We start from the raw sequence: 17953 nt of genomic DNA, 5'->3' as shown, positions 1-17953 counted from the left end.
ATATGATATATGAAGATAAATTTATAAGAGTTGAGCGCGAAGAGAACGAGCTTCCGTGGGTGAAAATTTTTACCGCTAAGCCCTACCGCGAGCTAAGCGACTGCGATGAGGCGAGTAGAGCTAGGCTTTTTGAGGCGATGCTGGTTGCTGAAAAGGCTATGCTTGAGTTTTATAAGCCAACTAAGATAAACATCGCAAGCTTTGGAAACTACGTGCCACACGTGCATATTCACGTCATTGCGAGATTTGAAAATGATGCGTTTTTCCCAGATAGCGTTTGGGCTAGCCCCAAAAGAAAAAGCGAGCTTGAGCTGCCTAAATTTGATGAGTTTGCTAAATTTTTAGAAAAAAAACTAAGGCTTAGTTTTGAGTAAATACAAAAAATATTTTAATATCTATATCGTTTTAGTCGTTTTTGCGCTGCTTGGTAGCCTCTTTTACTTTCTTTATAGCTCATACATGGCTGAAAAAAAGCAAAACAACATGCGCGTCTTTTTTGACTACCATGTAAAGCAGCTAAACAAAAGCATCGATGATGAGAAATTTTCATCAATGGCGATCTCGATCTTGCTTGCTCAAAATGAGTCTATACAGATGTGCTTGCTAGGTCAAGACCGCGACGAATGCGTAAAAAATATCGAAAATTTAACCAAAACTCTTGGCGCAGCATCGATGTATAACAACATCAAGCTTCATCTTTACGACAAAGATCTAAAAAGCTACGTAAGAAGCTGGGACCTAAACAGATATGGCGACATGATCGCTAGTGGCAGGTTTTTAGTCCAAGAGTCAAGGCGGCAAGATAGGCCCATGGTTGGCATCGAGGCGTGGTATGCTGGAGTGCATATAAGGGCTGTTTCAAATGTGATGCATGAGGGTAAAAACATCGGTAGCATCGAGGTTTTGCTAAACTACGACTCACTTGGAAATTTTTATAAAACGCAAGGCATAGACCTTTTCGTGCTACTATCAAAAGATAAGATGCCAGCACACAAAAGCGCGCCGAGTGATCAAATTTTGAGCGATTATTACATCGAAAATTTAAGCAGTGCAAATTTAAATATAGTTGGAATTTTGCGTGATATCGACCTTAAAAAGTATGAATTTTACGTATATAAGACGCACTATTTTTGCGTTGTGCCGCTACTTGATGCTAGCAACACGCAGATAGGCCACTACGTCCTTCACGTAAATACCGACGAAAAAGAACGAAACATCTCGCAAAACTATCTTGAATCAGAAGAGCTTTTTTAAATTTACCTCTTTAAAAAGCTCTCTATAAGATCTTTTAGCTCACTTTCGCCAAGTCTATATCTAGAGATCAAGATTATGCTATTTTGTACCGCAAAAGCAAAATTTTCTATAGCGATTGGCATCTTGTTTAACAATATAAAAAAGATACCAAGCATTAAAGCTGTGCTTTTATTGACATCTAAAAATGGGCGAAGTACAACACATGAACAGATGAGGTGAGCTAGCTTGTCGCTAAAATTTGGATAGCAACTGTCATCTTTGATCTTGTCTAAAATATCCTCTAGCTTTACTATAAATTTGGCGTCATAACCAGCTTTACCACCTATCTCTTCGGCGATCTTGGCTTGTAAATTTATGGCGTCTTTTATATCAAAATATCTCATTTTTACTTTAGCCATTGCAAAATTCCTTTAATCTTTATGTTTGTGGAGATTAGTTTTTTGGTCTCATTTAGATAGTCCTCCACACTCTCATAAAGGTGATCTGGTGCTATCAAACGCTCGTTTTTTACCTCCCAATCCAAAAAACTCCACTCATCTTCATACCAGTCATAATCAGGCTCCGCAGAATAATAGTAGCTATTCCCAATAACAATCAAATAATCAAGAATAGAATAACTTTTTTTATGGTCATTTAGCGTGTAAAAGGGTGGGTGTTTTTCTTTTGCAAAGTTATAGAAAAAATAGCTTCTATAGCTCCTTTTCTTTTTTGTAGGTTGCAGTTTGCCAGCACTTTTCATCTCGTCATGCAGGCTCTTTATATCCATCGCCCACCTTTTATCTGAAAAATTCTTTAAAATTTCTATCGCTACTATCTTAAAAGATGGCGTATCGTCCGCAAGAGTGGTCGCCTTTTTGATGATCTTTATTTTTTGATCATTGCTTAGAACGTTGTAGTCTAGCACATCTATAAGCTTCATTATCTCTTTTTCACGTGCTATAAATTGATCAAAAAAGCTATCCTTTGTCGCTTCGTCAAAGATATCCATTTGACTAAGGTTAAAATAGTGAATTGCCCTGTTTGGAAAGGGGCTTTTGTTAAAAATCTCCCACATCATATCTTTATCAAATTTATAAACCATATTAAGTAGGTTTTCAAACTGAGAAAATGTTTTTACAAACTCAGAGGCTCTTTGGTAAAAGGCTTTTGTTAGTGAAATTTCACGCGGTAAGTGACGATACAGCTTTATTAGCTCATCAAATTCGTTAGTTTCGTTTATCAAGTCTGTGAACTCATCAAAAAAAGCTAGCTCATTTGATGTCTTTTTGAAATTACTAAGCAAGATATTTTTGCGTTGCTCTTTGCTAAATTCTTTTTTCATGGCTTGCTTGAAAAACCTTATAGCCAGCTCGCTATCTTGCAAAAGCCATAAAACATGCCTGCCAAGCTTAACTAACATGCCGCTTCTATTTGTATCAAAAAGTGCTCTTTCATAAATTTCTCTAGCCAGACTATCGTCTTTTAGTTCAAATTTAGCAAGTTCGGCTAGTTTTAAATACTCTTTTGTGCTGGCTATATTGTCAAGCTGCTCGTAAATTTGATCTTTTGTTATCTTGCTCATCACCTCTCCTTTGTTTTTGCATTTTACAAAGAGGATATGACAGGATGTGTCGTGTGGTTAAAATTTGCTGTAGTGAATTTACGTTTTGATTTTAGCTATAAATTTAACCCTTATACGAAAACTCTTCGCTTGGGAAAATTTTGCTTTTTACTTCGCTAGTGTAGCTTTGCACGCCTTTTCGCACAAGAGCGGCTCCGTCAAGATAGCGCTTAACAAATTTAGGTTTAAAGTCCTCGAAAAATCCCAACATATCAGACCAGACAAGTACCTGCCCATCGACGTCTGCCCCAGAGCCTATGCCCACAACTGGCACACGAACCTGTCTTGTTATCTCGCTTGCTACGTTGCTAAGTGTGCCCTCAAGAAGTATGCTAAACGCGCCAGCTTGCTCAAATGCCAAAGCCTCATCAACTAGCCTTTTTGCCTCAAGCTCGCTTCTGCCTTTTATCTTGTATCCGCCCTCAAATTTAAAAAATTGTGGCTTTAGTCCGATGTGAGCCATCACGTTTATGCCCTCTTCGCAGAGGCGTTTTACTAAATTTACCTGATGCATGCCAACTTCAAGTTTCACCGCATCGGCATTTGTCTGCTTAAAAAATTTCATCGCATTTTTGATCGCTTGTTTTTCGTTTGTGTAGCTGCCAAATGGCATATCAGCTAGGATAAAAGTCTTTTTAGCTCCGGCGCAAACGGCCTTTGTGTGATAAAGCATGGTGCTCATATCAGCACTTAGCGTGCTCTCTTTCATATTAAAGCTCATATTTAAGCTATCGCCAACAAGTATCACATCAGCATAATCATCAAAAATTTTAGCAAAAAGCGCATCGTAGGCGGTTATCATCACGATAGGCTCGGCGCCTTTTTTGTTTTTTATATCATTTATAGTTAGTTTTTTCTTTGCGATTTTTTCATCTCTCATGGCTAAGTCCGGTAAAATTTGTGATAATGCTAACAATTTTATCAAAATTTTGCTACAATTACGCCAATTTCTTAAGGACATGAAAATGGGTATATTAAAAAGGCTTGAAGTCGATTATTCTTATGATATAGTTGAGGAGTTTCTCTCTCACTACACTTTGATGTGCGATTTACTAGAGCCTTTGATAATAAATTTAGGAAGAGCTGATAAGTATAAGGAGAGCATTTTAGAGCTTTCTAGGATCTTTCACAATATCAAATCAGCAGCAGGTTTTATGCATCTTGACCCGATCTTGAAACTCACTACTTTGGCTGAAGAGGTCACTCAAGAGGCTAGAAGCTTAAAAGGTCCAGCAAATGATAAATTTATAGATTGGTTGCTGCTTATTAGCGATCAGTTTCATAAATACAAAGGCGACGTCGAGAGAGACCTAGAGTATTTTAGCGTCCTTGAGCCAAAGATCATTGACGTACCTGCAAAGCTTGACTAAACAATCCAACTAAACCATTTCATTTTTTATGGGAGCGACTTGGCTTCGACAGGAGCAGAGTGTGTACGGTGGCACGTCGCTTTGAGCAAAGCGTAAAAAGCTCAAATTAAATTTAAACGCAAACAACGTTAATTTCGCTCCTGCTTACGCTAAAGCTGCGTAAGTTCAGTTGAGCCTCGCTTTGTCTCATTCTAGCTAGGATGTAAGCGAGTGATTTAGCTAGAGTAGGCTAGCAAAATGACTGCTTGCTAGCTGAAATTTTAGTCTTAGTCTAAATTTTGGTTTTGGAAAGTGAGCCTTTTTAGATGAAATTTTCACTTTTGCTAAGCGTGTAGAGGCTGTATGGATTTTGCTTTTGGACAGGGGTTCGATCCCCCTCGCTTCCACCATCTTACTTTAAATTTCTATTAAATTTACTTACTTTTTAAAATAATATAAACTAAAATAACACAACTCATATAAACAAAGGAGAGGGATATGTTTTGGGGATTTGATGATGTTAGTATTTTTAAAGAAGGTCTAGCTCCAGTATATAAAGATGGCAAATGGGGATATATAAACACCAAAGGTGAGCAGACAATAGAGTGTGAATTTGATAATGCTGGTGATTTTAAAGAAGGCTTTGCTTGTGTTAAAAAAGATGGCAAATGGGGATATATAAACACAAAAGGTGAGCAGATCGTAGAGTGTAAATTTGATTATGCTATGAATTTTAACGAAGGCTTTGCTGTTGTTAAAAAAGATTACAAACGGGGATATATAAACACCAAAGGTGAGCAAGCCATAGAGTGTAAATTTGATGACGCTAAGTATTTTAACGAAGGCTTTGCTGCTGTTAAAAAAGATGGCAAATGGGGATACATAAACACCAAAGGTGAACAGATCGTAGAGTGTAAATTTGATTGGGCTATGGATTTTAACGAAGGCTTAGCTAGTGTTGAAAAAGATGATAAATGGGGCTATATAAACACAAAAGGTGAGCAGATCGTAGAGTGTAAATTTGATGATGCTCAGAGTTTTAACGAAGGCTTTGCTGTTGTTAAAAAAGATTACAAATGGGGATATATAAACACCAAAGGTGAGCAGATAGTAGAGTGTGAATTTGATGATGCCAGTTATTTTTACAATGGCTTTGCTAGAGTTGAGAAAGATGGTCGGAGTTATGAGATTAATACAAATGGAAATTTTATAGTACTTGATAGAGAATTAATAGATGATAATGAAATAGAAATTTCAAAAGAAATTGATGACATCTATGACTTTAACGAAGGCTTTGCTAAAGTTCAAAAAGATGGCAAATGGGGATATATAAACACCAAAGGTGAGCAAGCCATAGAGTGTAAATTTGATGACGCTAAGTATTTTAACGAAGGCTTTGCTTGGGTTAAAAAAGATGGTAAATGGGGTTGTATAAACACAAAAGGTGAGCAAGCCATAGAGTGTAAATTTGATGATGCTGATTATTTTAACGAAGGCTTTGCTTGTGTTAAAAAAGATGGCAAATGGGGATATATAAACACCAAAGGTGAGCAGATAGTAGAGTGTGAATTTGATGATGCTTGGAGTTGTTTTAGAGAAGGCTTTGCTTGTGTTAAAAAAGACGGCAAATGGGGATATATAAACACCAAAGGTGAGCAGACAATAGAGTGTGAATTTGATAATGCTGGTGATTTTAAAGAAGGCTTTGCTTGTGTTCAAAAAGATGGCAAATGGGGATATATAAACACCAAAGGTGAGCAGATCGTAGAGTGTAAGTTTGATGTTGCTTGGGTTTTTAACGAAGGCTTTGCTAAAGTTCAAAAAGATGGCAAATGGGGATATATAAACACCAAAGGTGAGCAGATAGTAGAGTGTGAATTTGATGACGCTCGGGATTTTAACGAAGGCTTTGCTAAAGTTCAAAAAGATGGTAAATGGGGTTATATAAACACAAAAGGATGTTTTGTCATTTTTGACAAAAGCAAAAATGAGATAGAGGTGTTTGATAAGGTTATAGACAGGTCAAATAATACTTTCTACTTATCACGACTAGGTGATAAATTTGGACTTTTGGATGAAAAGTTTAATGTCATTATCAAAAATAGCATTTATGGTAAATTTGAGGTGCTTCAAAGGATAAATGAAACTACTTTTTTGATAAAAATAGCAGAGCGAGAACTCTTTGTGGATAGCGAAGGGAATTTCAGATAAACTAGCCATAAAAGGCCCTGCCAGCCAGTTAAATTTAACTTGGCTGGCTTTTTATCTAAGTTTTGTTTCAAAAAATGCGCCAAAAAGCGAGTTTATGCCTTGCTTTGTAAATTTCTCCATTATCTTTTCGATCTGCGGTTTTTCTTGCCAGACGGGCTCATCTACGAGGCTCATTTTTGCTAGTTCATTTTGAGCGTCTATGTAGCTACCAAGGCTGTCTATTAGTCCCATTTTTAGGGCATTGTGTGCCAAAAAGACCCTTGCATTTGCCCACTCGTCTTTTTTCTTGATATCTAAATTTCTAGCCGCCGCCACGTCGCTCACAAAGAGCATGTAAGCGTCATTTACGAGCCCTTGCAAGCTCTCACGCTCCTGCTTGCTCCAGCTCCTCATAAAAGTGCCAGCCTCTTTAAACTCGCCAGCCTTCACCACCTGCTCGCTCACGCCTAAATTTTTGGCTAAATTTTCGATGTTTGCCCCTTGCATGATGACGCCAATGGAGCCTATGAAAGCACCTGGGTTTGCTACGATAGTGTCGGCATTTACGCCAGCGTAGTAGCTACCACTCGCCATGTTGCCAGCTGCGTATGCGAGCACTTTTTTGCTCTCTTTTAGCCTCTTGACCGCCATGGCTAGCTCCACGCTAGGACTTAGCGCGCCTCCTGGGCTGTCGATGTAGAGCAGTACGCCTTTGATGTTGCTATCACTCCTTGCTTTTTCTAGCGCTTCTAAAATTTCGCTTGTGTCCATTATCGTGCCGGTGATGTCTATGCGGGCTAAATTTGGCTCTTTCATCTTGCCATCTGGCGCGAAAATAAAAAATAAGATGAGTAAAAATATGAGCGCCTTAAAGTAGTTATTGATAAATTTAAAAATTCCCAAAATTCCTCTAAAAATAAGCCTTAAAATTTGCAAATTTTGCCTCCGATATATAGTTTTTTAGCCTCATTTGTATGAAGTATGAGCTGAAGTATTAGCTCGCTATCATCGCACTCTAGGTCGTTATAGATTGCGATATCAGCTGCGCGTCCTGCCTTTATCTCGCCGTTATTTGTCCTAAGCGCCTTTGCGCCCCCATGCGTTGCAGCGACAAAAAGCCTGGTGGCAAGCTCGTTTAGATCAAGGCTAGCATGGGTAAAAAGGGTGGCTCGTAGTTCATGCCAAAAATTTAGGCTGATATTTGAGCTAAGGCCATCTGTGCCGATGTTTAGACTGACGTTGTTTTTGAAAATTTCTTTTAAATTTAGCGCCTTTTTGCCAAGTAGCCTGTTTGAAACGGCGCAGTGTGTCACGCTGTGATGAGGCTTAAATTTAGCAAAATCACTCACATAAATGCAGTGCGTAAAGAGAGTATTTATCTCACGAAACATCGCAAAGTAGCCCTGCGCGTCATACATCGGCTTTGGATCTTGGCTAAATCTTAAAAGATGCCTTTTAAAGCCACCGCTGCCGTGCTCTAGCCACTGCTTTTCAGCCTTGCTCTCTAAAAAGTGCGTGCTAACTAGCAAGTCATCTTTTTTGGCTATCTCAAGGGCGGCTTTAGCTAGCTTTGGGTGCACAGAGTAGGGCGAGTGCAGCGAGATGGCTGGGGTGAAATTTTGGCTTTTATAGCCCTTTGTTTTTTCAAATTTAGCTAAGAAATTTTGCAAATTTTGCTGAACCATCTGCTCGCTTGAGCCCAAAATTTCACTAAAAAGCACTACTTTTAGCGGACTAGCGGCTAAAATTTCAAGCTCCGAGCCAAAGCTAGATATCTCGCCAATGGTACAAACTCCGCTTTTTAACAGCGATTTTATAGCTTCATTCATCGCTTTTTTAGCGTCCATTTTAGCTAGCTCGCCGCCTTTATCAACGATAGAGCCAAGCCACTTTATAAAGTCGCCATATTTTAGTGTGCTAACATTTGAGCTAAACTCCAAATGAACGTGCGTATTTACGAACGCTGGGGCGATCACGCTCTCACCAAAGTCGCAAATTTTCGCATCTTTAAATTTTTTTTGCGCCTCTTTTTCGCTTGTAATTTCTAAAATTTTATCGCCCTCGATGATAACACAAGAATTTCTTAAAATTTTTGGATTTTCTCCGCCAGTGATGATCTTTTTTGCTTTTAAAATTTCCATTTATAACCTTAAATTTTTGTTATTGTAGCGAAAATTTAGGAACGAAAATGTATAATTTGGGCTATTTAATCAAAAAGGAGTGACATGGATAAGAAGCTAAAAATAATGGTTATCCAAGGCCCAAATATCAACATGCTTGGCGCTAGAGAGCCAGGAATTTACGGCGTTATGAAGATGGAGGATATCCACTCTCAAATGAAGATCGTTGCCGATCAAAATGACGTTGAGATCGAGTTTTTTCAAAGCAACCTTGAGGGCGAGCTAGTCGATAAGATCCAAGAGTGCTTGGGTGAGGCTGATGGCATCATCATAAACCCAGCCGCTTACACTCACACCTCTATCGCTATCCGTGACGCGCTAAGTGCGGTTGCACTGCCAGTTATCGAGGTGCATATCAGCAACGTTTATAGAAGAGAAGAGTTCCGCCACAAAAGCCTCATCGCACCAGTTGCAGCAGGCCAGATCGTGGGCTTTGGACCAGTTGGCTATCATTTGGCGATGATAGGCATGCTTCAAATTTTTGAGCAAATCAAAGCAGTAAGAGCAAATCAAAAAGCACAATGAATTTCATCTTAAAGGACGAAAACGCCGTATTTTACGAGTGCGGCTACAGCTGCGACAATGAGTTTTTGTTATGCGTTGATGGCGTGAAATACTTTTTCACGGACGCGAGGTATTATTTTGAGGCAAAAAGCTGCGTAAATGCAGGCGTGGTCGTTCTTTTGGCTCAGAGAAATTTAATAAACGAGGTGAGGGCATTTTTAAGAAAGATGAAGCCAAGCAGCCTCATTTTTAACCCTGATGAGCTAAGTCTAAGCGAGTTTAACGCGCTTAGCAAGGGTTTTAAGATAAATTTCAAGCCAAAGCCAAATTTCTCTAGGCTAAAGAGAATTTGCAAAAGTGAAGATGAGATAAAAATTTTAAAAAGAGCTAGCGAATTTGGAGCAAAATGCTTTGATGAATTTGCTAAATTTGTGCGTGAAAATGGCGAAGGGATGAGCGAAAAAGAGCTTCATTTCAACGCCTCGCTCATCTTTAGACAAAAAAATGAGCTAGGCCTTAGCTTCGATCCTATCGTGGCGATAAACGAAAATACCGCAAAGGCGCATGCGCTGCCTGGGGATAAAATTTTAAAAAGGGGTGACTTGCTGCTACTTGACGCTGGGGTTAAATTTAAGCGTTACTGCTCTGATCGCACCAGAACTGCTTGCTTTGATGAAAATTTTAACTTCTCAAAGGAGCAAAAATTTAAAAACGCCAAGATGCAAGAAATTTATGAGATCGTAAAAGAGGCTCAGGCTGCTGCGATAAAGGTCGCTAGAGCTGGAGTTAGGGCGTGCGAGATAGACCTTGCAGCAAGAAGTGTGATAGCAAAGGCTGGATATGAAAAGGCCTTTTTTCACTCGACAGGACACGGCGTGGGAGTCGATATACACGAGCTTCCAGTCATCTCAGCAAGGAGCGAAACGCTCATAAAAGAGGGCATGGTCTTTAGCGTGGAGCCTGGAATTTATCTAGAAAATGAATTCGGTGTGCGCATCGAAGACGTGGTGGTCGCAAGAGAAGGTGGGTGCGAAATTTTATGAGGCTAGCTGGAGCAAGAAAGATCGTAAAAAGCCGTTTTTGCCCTAGTTTTTTTCATAAAAAAGATGAGTTTAGGTATGAGGCGCTAGTTGGCATGGGTGGCAACATCGGCGATAGCGCAAAGAGGTTTGATAAATTTATAAGAGCGATTAGTGAAGATAGGCGTTTTCACGTGGTTGAAGTCTCGCCGATCCTTATAAATGCGGCGTTTGGCTACGAAGCGCAGGATGATTTTAGTAACGCTGTTATAAATTTACAAACGTCTATGAGTCCTAGAAATTTGCTAAAAATTTTGGGGCACTATGAGAGTAAATTTAAGCGCGTGAGGACGTTTAAAAATGCGCCACGCACGCTTGATCTGGATATTTTGTATTTTAGTAAAAAGGTCTATAAGACGCCGCGCCTTATCGTCCCGCACCCAGGGGCAGATAAGAGGCTTAGCGTGATCGTGCCACTAGGGCTTATGAGAGGTTAAAGGATATAAATGGCTACAAAATTTCATACTTTTACAGGCGAGAGCACCATTGAGGCTTTGAAAAAGGCTCAAGAGGCGTGCGGCGAGAAGGCCATACTCGTCACCACAAAGCAAATTCAAGCCAAAACGATAAACAAAAAGCCGCTTTATGAAATTTTAGTAAGTGTCGAAGAGGACGAGGTAAAGCAGCCGCCAAAACCAAATGTAAAAGCAATAAACTATGAAAATGCCTACTCTAAATTTAGCAAAAACTACGAGCCACCAAAGCCAAAATTTGAGATAAAAGAGGAGCCTGCTAAATTTGAGGCAAAGACGACGTCGCCTGAGCCTTACGATCCAAATGAGAGTGTGCTTTTAAACATCTCAGACGTCGCAAAAGAGATAAGCGCGATCGCAAATGTCGATATGAACGAGATAAAAGAGCCAAACACAAATGGCATGAATAAAAAAATAGACGACGTGGCAAAGCAAGTAAGCGTGCTAAGCGAGAAAATAGGGCTGATAACTGACATGATCTGGGACGAAAAAGCCCCAAATCGCAACAATCTCTCGATCCCGCCAGAATTTGCTAGCATCTACAAGCTCGCAAAACAAAGCGGCATGAAAGAGGAGCATTTAGAGGCGATCATGCAAACGACGCTTGAAAATTTGCCAGTCTCTATGAAAAGCAACCCAACCGCGGTAAAAAGGTACTTCTACTCACTTTTGAGAAACATGCTGCCTTGCAGAAAAGAGCTAAGTGATAAAAAACAGCGCATAATGATGCTAGTTGGTCCAACCGGAGTTGGCAAGACGACGACTCTTGCAAAGCTTGCGGCTCGTTTTGCATACGGCAACGAAAAGCGCTATAAAACGGGCATCATCACGCTTGATACGTACCGTATAGGAGCGGTCGAGCAGCTATTTCAATACGCTAAGATGATGAAGCTACCGATCCTTGATGTGATAGAAGTCGAGGACTTTCAAAATGCCATAAAGCAGCTTAGCTACTGCGACGTGATCTTAATCGACACCACCGGAAATTCGCAGTATGACAAAGAAAAGCTTGAAAGACTTGATAAATTTTTAAAGCATAGCGGCGCAAAGATCGATGTAAATTTAGTCCTCTCAGCTGGCTCAAAGGTCGAGGATCTGATAGAAATTTATAATGGATTTTCATTTTTAGAGATCGACACTTTAATAATCACAAAATTTGACGAGACCAAAATTTTTGGCAACGTCTTTTCGCTGATCTATGAGACAAACACGCCAGTTAGCTACTTTAGCGTGGGTCAAGAGGTGCCTGATGATCTTGTGGAGGCAAAGAGCGAATTTTTAGTAGAGTGCGTGTTTGACGGCTTTACAAAGCAAAAGGCTAGCGATGAATAACCAAGCGCAAAAACTACAAAATTTAGTCCAGTCTCAAAATAAGGCTAAAAATACGCATTTTATAGCGATTACAAGTGGCAAAGGCGGCGTTGGCAAGAGTACGATAAGTGCAAATTTGGCAAATGTCTTGTCACAAAATGGCTATAAAGTAGGGCTTTTTGACGCTGATATCGGCCTTGCAAACCTTGATGTGATCCTAAATGTAAAAATGGGCAAAAACCTGCTTCATGTGCTAAAGGGCGAGTGCAGCTTAAAAGATATCTTGATACCTATAAATAAGAATTTGATCCTCATCCCTGGCGAGAGCGGCGATGAAATTTTAAAATTTAATAATCAATTTTTATTTGAGAGATTTTTAGATGAGGCGAGCGAGCTTGATCAGCTTGACTTTTTGATCATCGACACTGGTGCTGGCATAGGCGGCAGCACGCAGCTCTTTTTAGAGGCGGCTGATGAGGTTGTCGTGGTGACTGTGCCTGACCCTGCGGCGATAACCGATGCATACGCTGTCATAAAGATCGTTTCAAGGTTTAAAAATAACGAGCTTTTGCTACTAAATATGGTAAAAAACGAGGCTGAGGCTACTAGAATTTATGAAAATGTAAAGCGAGTGGCAAATGCAAATATCGGACCAAACTTAAATTTAGAGCTAATTGGCTACGTGGCTTCTGATAAGAGCGTGGCAAGGAGCATAAAGCAAAGGACACTCTTTACAGATGACGAAGCTTACGGCTCTGCTAGCGTGCAGATCAAGCAGATAGCTTCGAATTTGCTTTATAGGTTGGAACGAAAAGTGCTTAAAGATGAGCAAAGCAGGAGCTTTGGGGGCTTCTTTAAGCGTTTGATAGAACAATTTTAATGGAGATTGAGCTTTGCGTGCAGAAAATTTTATAGCATTTTTTACGGTTTGTGGATTTTTCATAGGCATAGTTTTTACCTTGCTAAAGGTGAGCGAGCCTATCGAAATGCTCGTTTATACGCTAGTTATTACTTTATTTTTTTACCTTATAATTCACATCGTGATAATGAACTACGTCGATGTAAAAAGGACTTTGAAGAAATTTTTTGACAAGCAAAGACATGAGGAGATCGCAGACTATCTCATCTCTGAGCTAAACGTTAGGGAAAAACGGATGGAAAATATCATGCTAAAAGTAACCACCGAAAATTTAGACTCTGGTAAGCAAAATGTACGAACTAAAGCAAAAGCAGCTTAACGCTTATAAAAGCACCATTAAAAAAGAGCAAGACGAGATCGTCTTAAAATACATGCCAGCTCTGCGCGCGATGGCGTTTAGGCTAAAGGAGCGCTTGCCTTCAAGTATCGACGTAAACGACCTTATAAGCGTTGGCGTTGAAGAGATGATAAAGCTTAGCAGGAAGTATGACAAAGAGCAAAACGACTCATTTTGGGGATATGGCAAAAAGAGAATTTATGGCTCGATGTTAGATTATCTAAGAGCGCTTGATGTCGTTAGTAGAAGTGACAGAAAGCTAGTAAAGAGCATAAATACCGAGATAGATAACTACTTTAACACGCACGAAGAAGAGCCAAGCGACGAGTATCTGGCTGAAAAACTAAATGAAGATATCGAAAAGATAAGAGAGGCAAGGGGAGTTAGTGGCATCATCACCATCTTGCCAATAGACGAGCAAATGGAGCTAATCGGTCAAAGCGATGTTGAAAAAAGCGTAGAAAAAGAGGATCTTATCTTAAAGATCGAAAGTGCGTTAAAAGACTTTGATGAGCGCGATCAGATGATAGTTCAGCTCTACTACTACGAAGAGCTAAATTTAAAAGAGATCAGCGAGATAATGAACATCAGCGAGAGTAGAATTTCACAAATTCATAAACGTTTGCTTGATCGCATCAGACGCAGCTTGGGGGTTTAATGGCTGATATTTTAAGTCAAGAAGAGATAGATGCGCTACTTGAAGTCGTCGATGAAGACGGCGATACGAGCAATATCGAGATAGAAGAGAGCCCACAAGGCGAGCAAAAACAGATCATTATCTATGACTTCAAGCGTCCAAACCGTGTCAGTAAAGAGCAACTCCGTGCGATAAAAGGTATCCACGACAAGCTTGCTAGAAATTTAGCCAGTCAAATTTCAAGTGTCATGAGAAGTATCGTCGAGCTTAGACTTCACAGCGTCGATCAGATGACATACGGCGAGTTTTTGATGAGTTTGCCAAGCCCAACTAGCTTTAACGTCTTTTCGATAAAGCCACTTGATGGAAACTGCATCTTAGAGATAAACCCAAGCATAGCATTTCCTATGATAGACCGCTTACTTGGTGGAACTGGTGAAAATTTCGAGGCAAACAGAGAGCTAACTGACATCGAGGTAAATTTACTTGATGCGGTGCTTAGGATGATCATGCAGCGCCTAAAAGAGAGCTGGTCGATGATAACTGATATGTATCCAAACGTCGAGGCTAAAGAGAGCAGTCCAAATGTCGTTCAGATCGTCTCGCAAAATGAGATCGTCATCATGGTCGTCATGGAGATCATTGTTGGTGGCTCAAGCGGCATGATAAATTTATGCTATCCAGTCATTTACCTAGAGCCGATCCTATCGCGCCTTGCAAACAGAGACATCATGCTTGGCGAAACTAGCGCTAAAAAGAGTAGAAACAAAGAACTAAAAACTCTAATAGGCCGTGCCGAGGTGCTTTATGAGGCGATCCTTGGTAAATCAATCGTTAGCGTAAATGAGTTTTTAAATTTAAAAGAGGGCGATATCTTAAGGCTTGATAGAGGAGCTGATGATAAGGCGATCGTTTGCATCGATAAAAAAGAGGTATTTTTGGCTGAAGTTGGGCTTCATAGATTTAGAAAGTCTATCAAGATCGAGCAGCTAATCCGCTCTGACAAAGACGAGATCAAGCACATCCTAGAAAAATACGAAGAAGAGCGAAAAGCAAAACTAATGGCATACGACGAGGCCAACGAACACAACAACGAAGAAGAGAGCGAAGATAATGACGAATGAATTTTTTAACATCTTTTCAAATGAACTAAAAGCGACCATCGAAGGGCTAACTGGCAGAGCGCCAGAGATCGGCGAGAGAAATGAATTTGACGCACCAGCGCAAAATGGCATAAAACCGCCAGTTGTCATGGCTAGTGTGACATTAAGTGGCGACATCAATGCAAAAGCTGAGATCGCCTGCACGCCAGTGCTCATAAGCGCAGTTAGCGAGTGGATGATGGGCGAGGAGGAGATTTCACATAATGAAAACCTCGGTAGCGACGAGCTTGACGCTGCAAAAGAGATATTTTCAAACCTCCTTAGCGCCTTTAGCACCTCTCTTGGAGCGCAAAAAGGCATGCCAAAGATCAGCTTTGAGGTGATAAATGTAAATTTCTTAGATGAAAACTCATCGCTTGATTTTAGCGTTTTTGAAAAGCTTTTTTTGTTTAACATAAAGATCGAGGATCTAAATGAGCATGTGGCTTTCGTCTGCGATCACACGCTTATGAGATTTTTTGAGCCAGCTAAAAGTGAGCCAGTAGATGCTGCAAAAGCTGCAGCTGCTCCCCATGCACTAAAGGGCGAATTTAGCGCAGAAGAGATGAGAAACATCGGCCTTATCATGGACGTAAGGCTACCAATGCGTGTTCGTATCGGCTCAAAAAGGATGCTCTTAAAAGATGTGCTCACTATGGATATAGGCTCAGTCATCGAGCTAAATCAACTCGCAAACGACCCGCTTGAAATTTTGATAGGAGATAAGGTGATAGCCCTTGGCGAAGTTGTCATCATAGACGGTAACTTTGGCATCCAGATCACTCAGATAGGCTCAAAACGCGAGAGGCTTCAGCAGTTAAAATAATGAATGAATTAGTAAATGACCTCTTAAAATTTCCAAGCGTTTTAAAGTATAAAAACAAAAATGTAACCTTCTTTGGCTCGGCTAGATTTGATGAAGAAAATTTCTACTGCAAAAAGGCATACGAGCTAGCTTACAAGCTAAATGAGCTAGGTTTTGCCATCTTAACTGGCGGAGGAGATGGCATAATGAGAGCGGCAAATAAGGGTGCATTTGATAGCGCAAAGTCCCCTAGCGTCGCACTAAACGTGAGGCTTCCGTTTGAGCAAAATACAAATCCATACGTCACCGCAAAATATCTCTTTTCAAATTTAAGCCCAAGAAAATTTGCCCTAACTGATAGCTCTATCGCATTTGTCGTCTTTCCTGGTGGCTTTGGCACACTTGATGAGCTATTTGAAATTTTGGTGCTAGCTCATGTTGGCAGCAAAAAAGTGAAAATTTTTCTTTATGGATGCGAGTTTTGGCAAGGGCTTGATGAGTTTATACGAAAGACGCTGATCCCTCAAAAAACGATAAACGAAGAAGATTTAAATTTATATAAAATCACCGATGATATAGAGCTTATCGTAAGCGAAATTTTGGCTATTTAAAAATAAGATATAAAATATCGCCTTTAAATTTAAAAAAGGTAAAAATATGAAAATAATGGTTGCAATGAGCGGCGGCATAGATAGCACGATGACGGCTAAATTTCTGCAAGAGGCTGGACATGAGGTAGAGGGCTGCTACATGATGCTTCATCAAAAGCCAGGATACCACGAAGAAAATATCAGAAAAGTTAAAAAAGTGGGCGAATATCTTGGCATCAAGGTGCATATACTCGATCTGCAGGATAAATTTAACGAATATGTCTATGATCCATTTGTCAGGCTCTACAAAGAGGGCAAAACGCCAAATCCTTGCGCCTTGTGTAATAAATTTATAAAGCTTGGTGCGCTACTTGACTTTGCAAAGGTAAATGGCTGCGAGAAGCTTGCTACTGGGCACTACGTGCAGGTGGTTGATGGCTTTATAACCTGCGCCAAAGATCCTAGCAAGGATCAGAGCTACTTTTTAGCTCAGGTGCCAAAAGAGGTGCTAAAAGATGTCATTTTCCCACTTGGAGATAAATTTAAAAAAGATATAAAAGAGCTAGCAAGAGGCGTAAAAGTGCTTGAAGAGTTCGCTACTCAGGCAGAAAGCAGTGAAATTTGCTTTGTTGAAAATACCTACATCGAGGTTTTAAACAAACACTACAATACAAATTTACCAGGTAATGTGGTGGGTAAAGACGGCAATATCATCGGCCGCCACCAAGGCTACATGCACTACACTATCGGCAAACGCCGTGGTTTTGAGGTTTTTGGCGCTCATGAGCCACACTTTGTCATCAAGATAAATGCCGAAAAAAACGAGATCGTTGTCGGCACGAAGGACGACCTTGCTCAAAAGGTGGTCGAGCTTGAAAATGTAAATTTATTTATCGATGAAGATAAATTTGAGTGCGAAACCAAGATAAGATATAGAAGCCCTAAACTTGAGGCTTTTGCTGAGGTTGATAAAGCTAACAAAACCGCAAAACTAACGTTAAATCAAAACGCACTTGGCGTCGCACAAGGTCAGCTTTGCGTGATGTATGAGGGCGATCGTGTCATCGCAAGTGGCTTTATAAAGAACTAAGCGCCTCTTTTATCACCTTAACGTGGCTAAATTCTGGCTCTTTGACAGCAGTTAGAAGCGCCACGTTTTTATACTCTTTTTCTAGCTTTTTAAGCTCTTTTAGCCCCTCTTGCTCCTCTTTGCCATTTAGCTCCTGCCTAAATCTTTTGCAAAACTCATCAAACCTAGCCTCTTTATCTTCATGAAACCATGACCTTAGCTCGTTTGACGGAGTGACTGATTTTAGCCAGATAAAGCTAGAAAATATCTCTTTTTTCACGCCTCTAGGATAAAGTCTATCGATAAAGACACCTTTAAATTTCTCGTCGTCGCTTTTAATAAAGTCATAAATTCTACATATCTTAAACATGTTTGTTATCTTAGTCCTCATAAATTTACAAATGTAAAATGGTTTAAAAATTTGGTGTAAATTTTGGCTTTTGGAGTAGAAAATTTGACTAAAAATAGTTGGTAAATAAATTTAAATTTAAAGCTCATTTTGATAAAATCACAA

21 protein-coding genes and 1 other RNA gene are annotated in these 17953 nt (G+C 40.0%); 16 read left to right on the top strand and 6 right to left on the bottom strand.

The window, feature by feature from the left end; genetic code table 11:
* The first annotated feature begins 2 nt into the window (after positions 1 to 2).
* Positions 3 to 374 (top strand): HIT family protein, encoded by a 372-nt coding sequence (locus tag F3G91_RS03270; protein ID WP_012140125.1) that lies wholly within the window; start codon positions 3 to 5, stop codon positions 372 to 374.
* Complete coding sequence (locus F3G91_RS03265; RefSeq protein WP_149700672.1) at positions 367 to 1254, top strand: cache domain-containing protein; 888 nt, start codon at positions 367 to 369, stop codon at positions 1252 to 1254. The genes F3G91_RS03270 and F3G91_RS03265 overlap by 8 nt, the downstream gene beginning before the upstream one ends.
* Positions 1255 to 1256: 2 nt before the next feature.
* Here the strand turns inward: F3G91_RS03265 and F3G91_RS03260 are convergent, their stop codons facing one another.
* The 3 genes from F3G91_RS03260 to panB form a co-directional block, all read right to left on the bottom strand.
* Positions 1257 to 1652, bottom strand: coding sequence for a Fic family protein (locus tag F3G91_RS03260; RefSeq protein ID WP_149700671.1), 396 nt, complete (start codon positions 1650 to 1652; stop codon positions 1257 to 1259).
* Positions 1640 to 2815: a hypothetical protein gene (locus tag F3G91_RS03255; protein ID WP_149700670.1), complete on the bottom strand. Its 1176-nt coding sequence runs from the start codon at positions 2813 to 2815 to the stop codon at positions 1640 to 1642. The genes F3G91_RS03260 and F3G91_RS03255 overlap by 13 nt, the downstream gene beginning before the upstream one ends.
* 103 nt (positions 2816 to 2918) lie before the next feature.
* Positions 2919 to 3734, bottom strand: coding sequence for a 3-methyl-2-oxobutanoate hydroxymethyltransferase (gene panB / locus F3G91_RS03250; protein ID WP_149700669.1), 816 nt, complete (start codon positions 3732 to 3734; stop codon positions 2919 to 2921).
* Between the two features lie 85 nt (positions 3735 to 3819).
* On the opposite strand from panB, the gene F3G91_RS03245 reads away from it, so the two are divergent.
* From F3G91_RS03245 to F3G91_RS03235, 3 genes are all read left to right on the top strand, one after another.
* A complete protein-coding gene (locus tag F3G91_RS03245) occupies positions 3820 to 4224 on the top strand; it encodes a hypothetical protein (protein ID WP_009294227.1) in 405 nt (134 codons plus the stop codon).
* Between the two features lie 30 nt (positions 4225 to 4254).
* Positions 4255 to 4613: a transfer-messenger RNA gene (gene ssrA, locus F3G91_RS03240) on the top strand.
* Between the two features lie 88 nt (positions 4614 to 4701).
* Positions 4702 to 6414: a WG repeat-containing protein gene (locus F3G91_RS03235; RefSeq protein ID WP_149700668.1), complete on the top strand. Its 1713-nt coding sequence runs from the start codon at positions 4702 to 4704 to the stop codon at positions 6412 to 6414.
* Between the two features lie 51 nt (positions 6415 to 6465).
* Here F3G91_RS03235 and sppA read toward each other — a convergent pair whose 3' ends face one another.
* A complete protein-coding gene (gene sppA / locus F3G91_RS03230) occupies positions 6466 to 7329 on the bottom strand; it encodes a signal peptide peptidase SppA (protein WP_149700667.1) in 864 nt (287 codons plus the stop codon).
* On the bottom strand, positions 7317 to 8534 hold the full coding sequence (gene mqnF / locus F3G91_RS03225; RefSeq protein WP_103636689.1) for an aminofutalosine deaminase family hydrolase: 1218 nt from the start codon (positions 8532 to 8534) through the stop codon (positions 7317 to 7319). Before mqnF ends, sppA begins: the two co-directional genes overlap by 13 nt.
* Before the next feature lie 84 nt (positions 8535 to 8618).
* On the opposite strand from mqnF, the gene aroQ reads away from it, so the two are divergent.
* Genes aroQ through mnmA form a run of 11 tightly spaced genes read left to right on the top strand, consistent with a single transcriptional unit; the run spans position 8619 to position 17460 of the window.
* A complete protein-coding gene (aroQ, locus tag F3G91_RS03220; protein WP_103585720.1) occupies positions 8619 to 9098 on the top strand; it encodes a type II 3-dehydroquinate dehydratase in 480 nt (159 codons plus the stop codon).
* Complete coding sequence (locus F3G91_RS03215) at positions 9095 to 10120, top strand: aminopeptidase P family protein (protein ID WP_149700666.1); 1026 nt, start codon at positions 9095 to 9097, stop codon at positions 10118 to 10120. Before aroQ ends, F3G91_RS03215 begins: the two co-directional genes overlap by 4 nt.
* Positions 10117 to 10593, top strand: a complete 477-nt coding sequence (gene folK, locus F3G91_RS03210; RefSeq protein ID WP_149700665.1) for a 2-amino-4-hydroxy-6-hydroxymethyldihydropteridine diphosphokinase — start codon at positions 10117 to 10119, stop codon at positions 10591 to 10593. Before F3G91_RS03215 ends, folK begins: the two co-directional genes overlap by 4 nt.
* Before the next feature lie 9 nt (positions 10594 to 10602).
* Complete coding sequence (gene flhF / locus F3G91_RS03205) at positions 10603 to 11961, top strand: flagellar biosynthesis GTPase FlhF (protein WP_149700664.1); 1359 nt, start codon at positions 10603 to 10605, stop codon at positions 11959 to 11961.
* Entirely contained in the window at positions 11954 to 12820 is an 867-nt protein-coding gene (locus tag F3G91_RS03200) for a P-loop NTPase (RefSeq protein ID WP_004317632.1), read from the top strand. The genes flhF and F3G91_RS03200 overlap by 8 nt, the downstream gene beginning before the upstream one ends.
* Before the next feature lie 13 nt (positions 12821 to 12833).
* A complete protein-coding gene (locus tag F3G91_RS03195; protein ID WP_012140116.1) occupies positions 12834 to 13178 on the top strand; it encodes a hypothetical protein in 345 nt (114 codons plus the stop codon).
* Positions 13150 to 13854, top strand: coding sequence for an RNA polymerase sigma factor FliA (locus F3G91_RS03190; RefSeq protein WP_004317527.1), 705 nt, complete (start codon positions 13150 to 13152; stop codon positions 13852 to 13854). Before F3G91_RS03195 ends, F3G91_RS03190 begins: the two co-directional genes overlap by 29 nt.
* Positions 13854 to 14957, top strand: coding sequence for a flagellar motor switch protein FliM (gene fliM / locus F3G91_RS03185; protein WP_012140115.1), 1104 nt, complete (start codon positions 13854 to 13856; stop codon positions 14955 to 14957). Before F3G91_RS03190 ends, fliM begins: the two co-directional genes overlap by 1 nt.
* Positions 14947 to 15801, top strand: coding sequence for a flagellar motor switch protein FliY (gene fliY, locus F3G91_RS03180; RefSeq protein WP_149700663.1), 855 nt, complete (start codon positions 14947 to 14949; stop codon positions 15799 to 15801). The genes fliM and fliY overlap by 11 nt, the downstream gene beginning before the upstream one ends.
* Positions 15801 to 16391 carry an LOG family protein gene (locus F3G91_RS03175; RefSeq protein ID WP_087581466.1) on the top strand — a complete coding sequence of 197 codons (591 nt, stop codon included), beginning with the start codon at positions 15801 to 15803 and terminating at the stop codon, positions 16389 to 16391. Before fliY ends, F3G91_RS03175 begins: the two co-directional genes overlap by 1 nt.
* Before the next feature lie 16 nt (positions 16392 to 16407).
* Positions 16408 to 17460 carry a tRNA 2-thiouridine(34) synthase MnmA gene (gene mnmA / locus F3G91_RS03170; RefSeq protein ID WP_262974803.1) on the top strand — a complete coding sequence of 351 codons (1053 nt, stop codon included), beginning with the start codon at positions 16408 to 16410 and terminating at the stop codon, positions 17458 to 17460.
* Here the strand turns inward: mnmA and F3G91_RS03165 are convergent.
* Entirely contained in the window at positions 17447 to 17809 is a 363-nt protein-coding gene (locus F3G91_RS03165; protein WP_004317578.1) for a DUF488 domain-containing protein, read from the bottom strand. The two genes, mnmA and F3G91_RS03165, sit on opposite strands and share 14 nt — an antisense overlap.
* Positions 17810 to 17953 lie beyond the last annotated feature (144 nt).

This window comes from Campylobacter concisus (assembly GCF_902460715.1).
Lineage (GTDB): Bacteria > Campylobacterota > Campylobacteria > Campylobacterales > Campylobacteraceae > Campylobacter_A > Campylobacter_A concisus_AK.
The sequence above is the reverse complement of the archived record's forward strand: the minus strand, read 5'-3'. Positions and strand labels throughout refer to the sequence as shown.

Excerpts from the sequence above, each read along its gene's own strand:
- F3G91_RS03270 (WP_012140125.1), top strand. The coding sequence starts at position 3 with ATGATATATGAAGATAAATTTATAAGAGTTGAGCGCGAAGAGAACGAG.
- F3G91_RS03260 (WP_149700671.1), bottom strand. The coding sequence starts at position 1,652 with ATGGCTAAAGTAAAAATGAGATATTTTGATATAAAAGACGCCATAAAT.
- F3G91_RS03255 (WP_149700670.1), bottom strand. The coding sequence starts at position 2,815 with ATGAGCAAGATAACAAAAGATCAAATTTACGAGCAGCTTGACAATATA.
- panB (WP_149700669.1), bottom strand. The coding sequence starts at position 3,734 with ATGAGAGATGAAAAAATCGCAAAGAAAAAACTAACTATAAATGATATA.
- F3G91_RS03245 (WP_009294227.1), top strand. The coding sequence starts at position 3,820 with ATGGGTATATTAAAAAGGCTTGAAGTCGATTATTCTTATGATATAGTT.
- F3G91_RS03235 (WP_149700668.1), top strand. The coding sequence starts at position 4,702 with ATGTTTTGGGGATTTGATGATGTTAGTATTTTTAAAGAAGGTCTAGCT.
- mqnF (WP_103636689.1), bottom strand. The coding sequence starts at position 8,534 with ATGGAAATTTTAAAAGCAAAAAAGATCATCACTGGCGGAGAAAATCCA.
- aroQ (WP_103585720.1), top strand. The coding sequence starts at position 8,619 with ATGGATAAGAAGCTAAAAATAATGGTTATCCAAGGCCCAAATATCAAC.
- F3G91_RS03215 (WP_149700666.1), top strand. The coding sequence starts at position 9,095 with ATGAATTTCATCTTAAAGGACGAAAACGCCGTATTTTACGAGTGCGGC.
- folK (WP_149700665.1), top strand. The coding sequence starts at position 10,117 with ATGAGGCTAGCTGGAGCAAGAAAGATCGTAAAAAGCCGTTTTTGCCCT.
- flhF (WP_149700664.1), top strand. The coding sequence starts at position 10,603 with ATGGCTACAAAATTTCATACTTTTACAGGCGAGAGCACCATTGAGGCT.
- F3G91_RS03200 (WP_004317632.1), top strand. The coding sequence starts at position 11,954 with ATGAATAACCAAGCGCAAAAACTACAAAATTTAGTCCAGTCTCAAAAT.
- F3G91_RS03190 (WP_004317527.1), top strand. The coding sequence starts at position 13,150 with ATGTACGAACTAAAGCAAAAGCAGCTTAACGCTTATAAAAGCACCATT.
- fliM (WP_012140115.1), top strand. The coding sequence starts at position 13,854 with ATGGCTGATATTTTAAGTCAAGAAGAGATAGATGCGCTACTTGAAGTC.
- fliY (WP_149700663.1), top strand. The coding sequence starts at position 14,947 with ATGACGAATGAATTTTTTAACATCTTTTCAAATGAACTAAAAGCGACC.
- F3G91_RS03175 (WP_087581466.1), top strand. The coding sequence starts at position 15,801 with ATGAATGAATTAGTAAATGACCTCTTAAAATTTCCAAGCGTTTTAAAG.
- F3G91_RS03165 (WP_004317578.1), bottom strand. The coding sequence starts at position 17,809 with ATGTTTAAGATATGTAGAATTTATGACTTTATTAAAAGCGACGACGAG.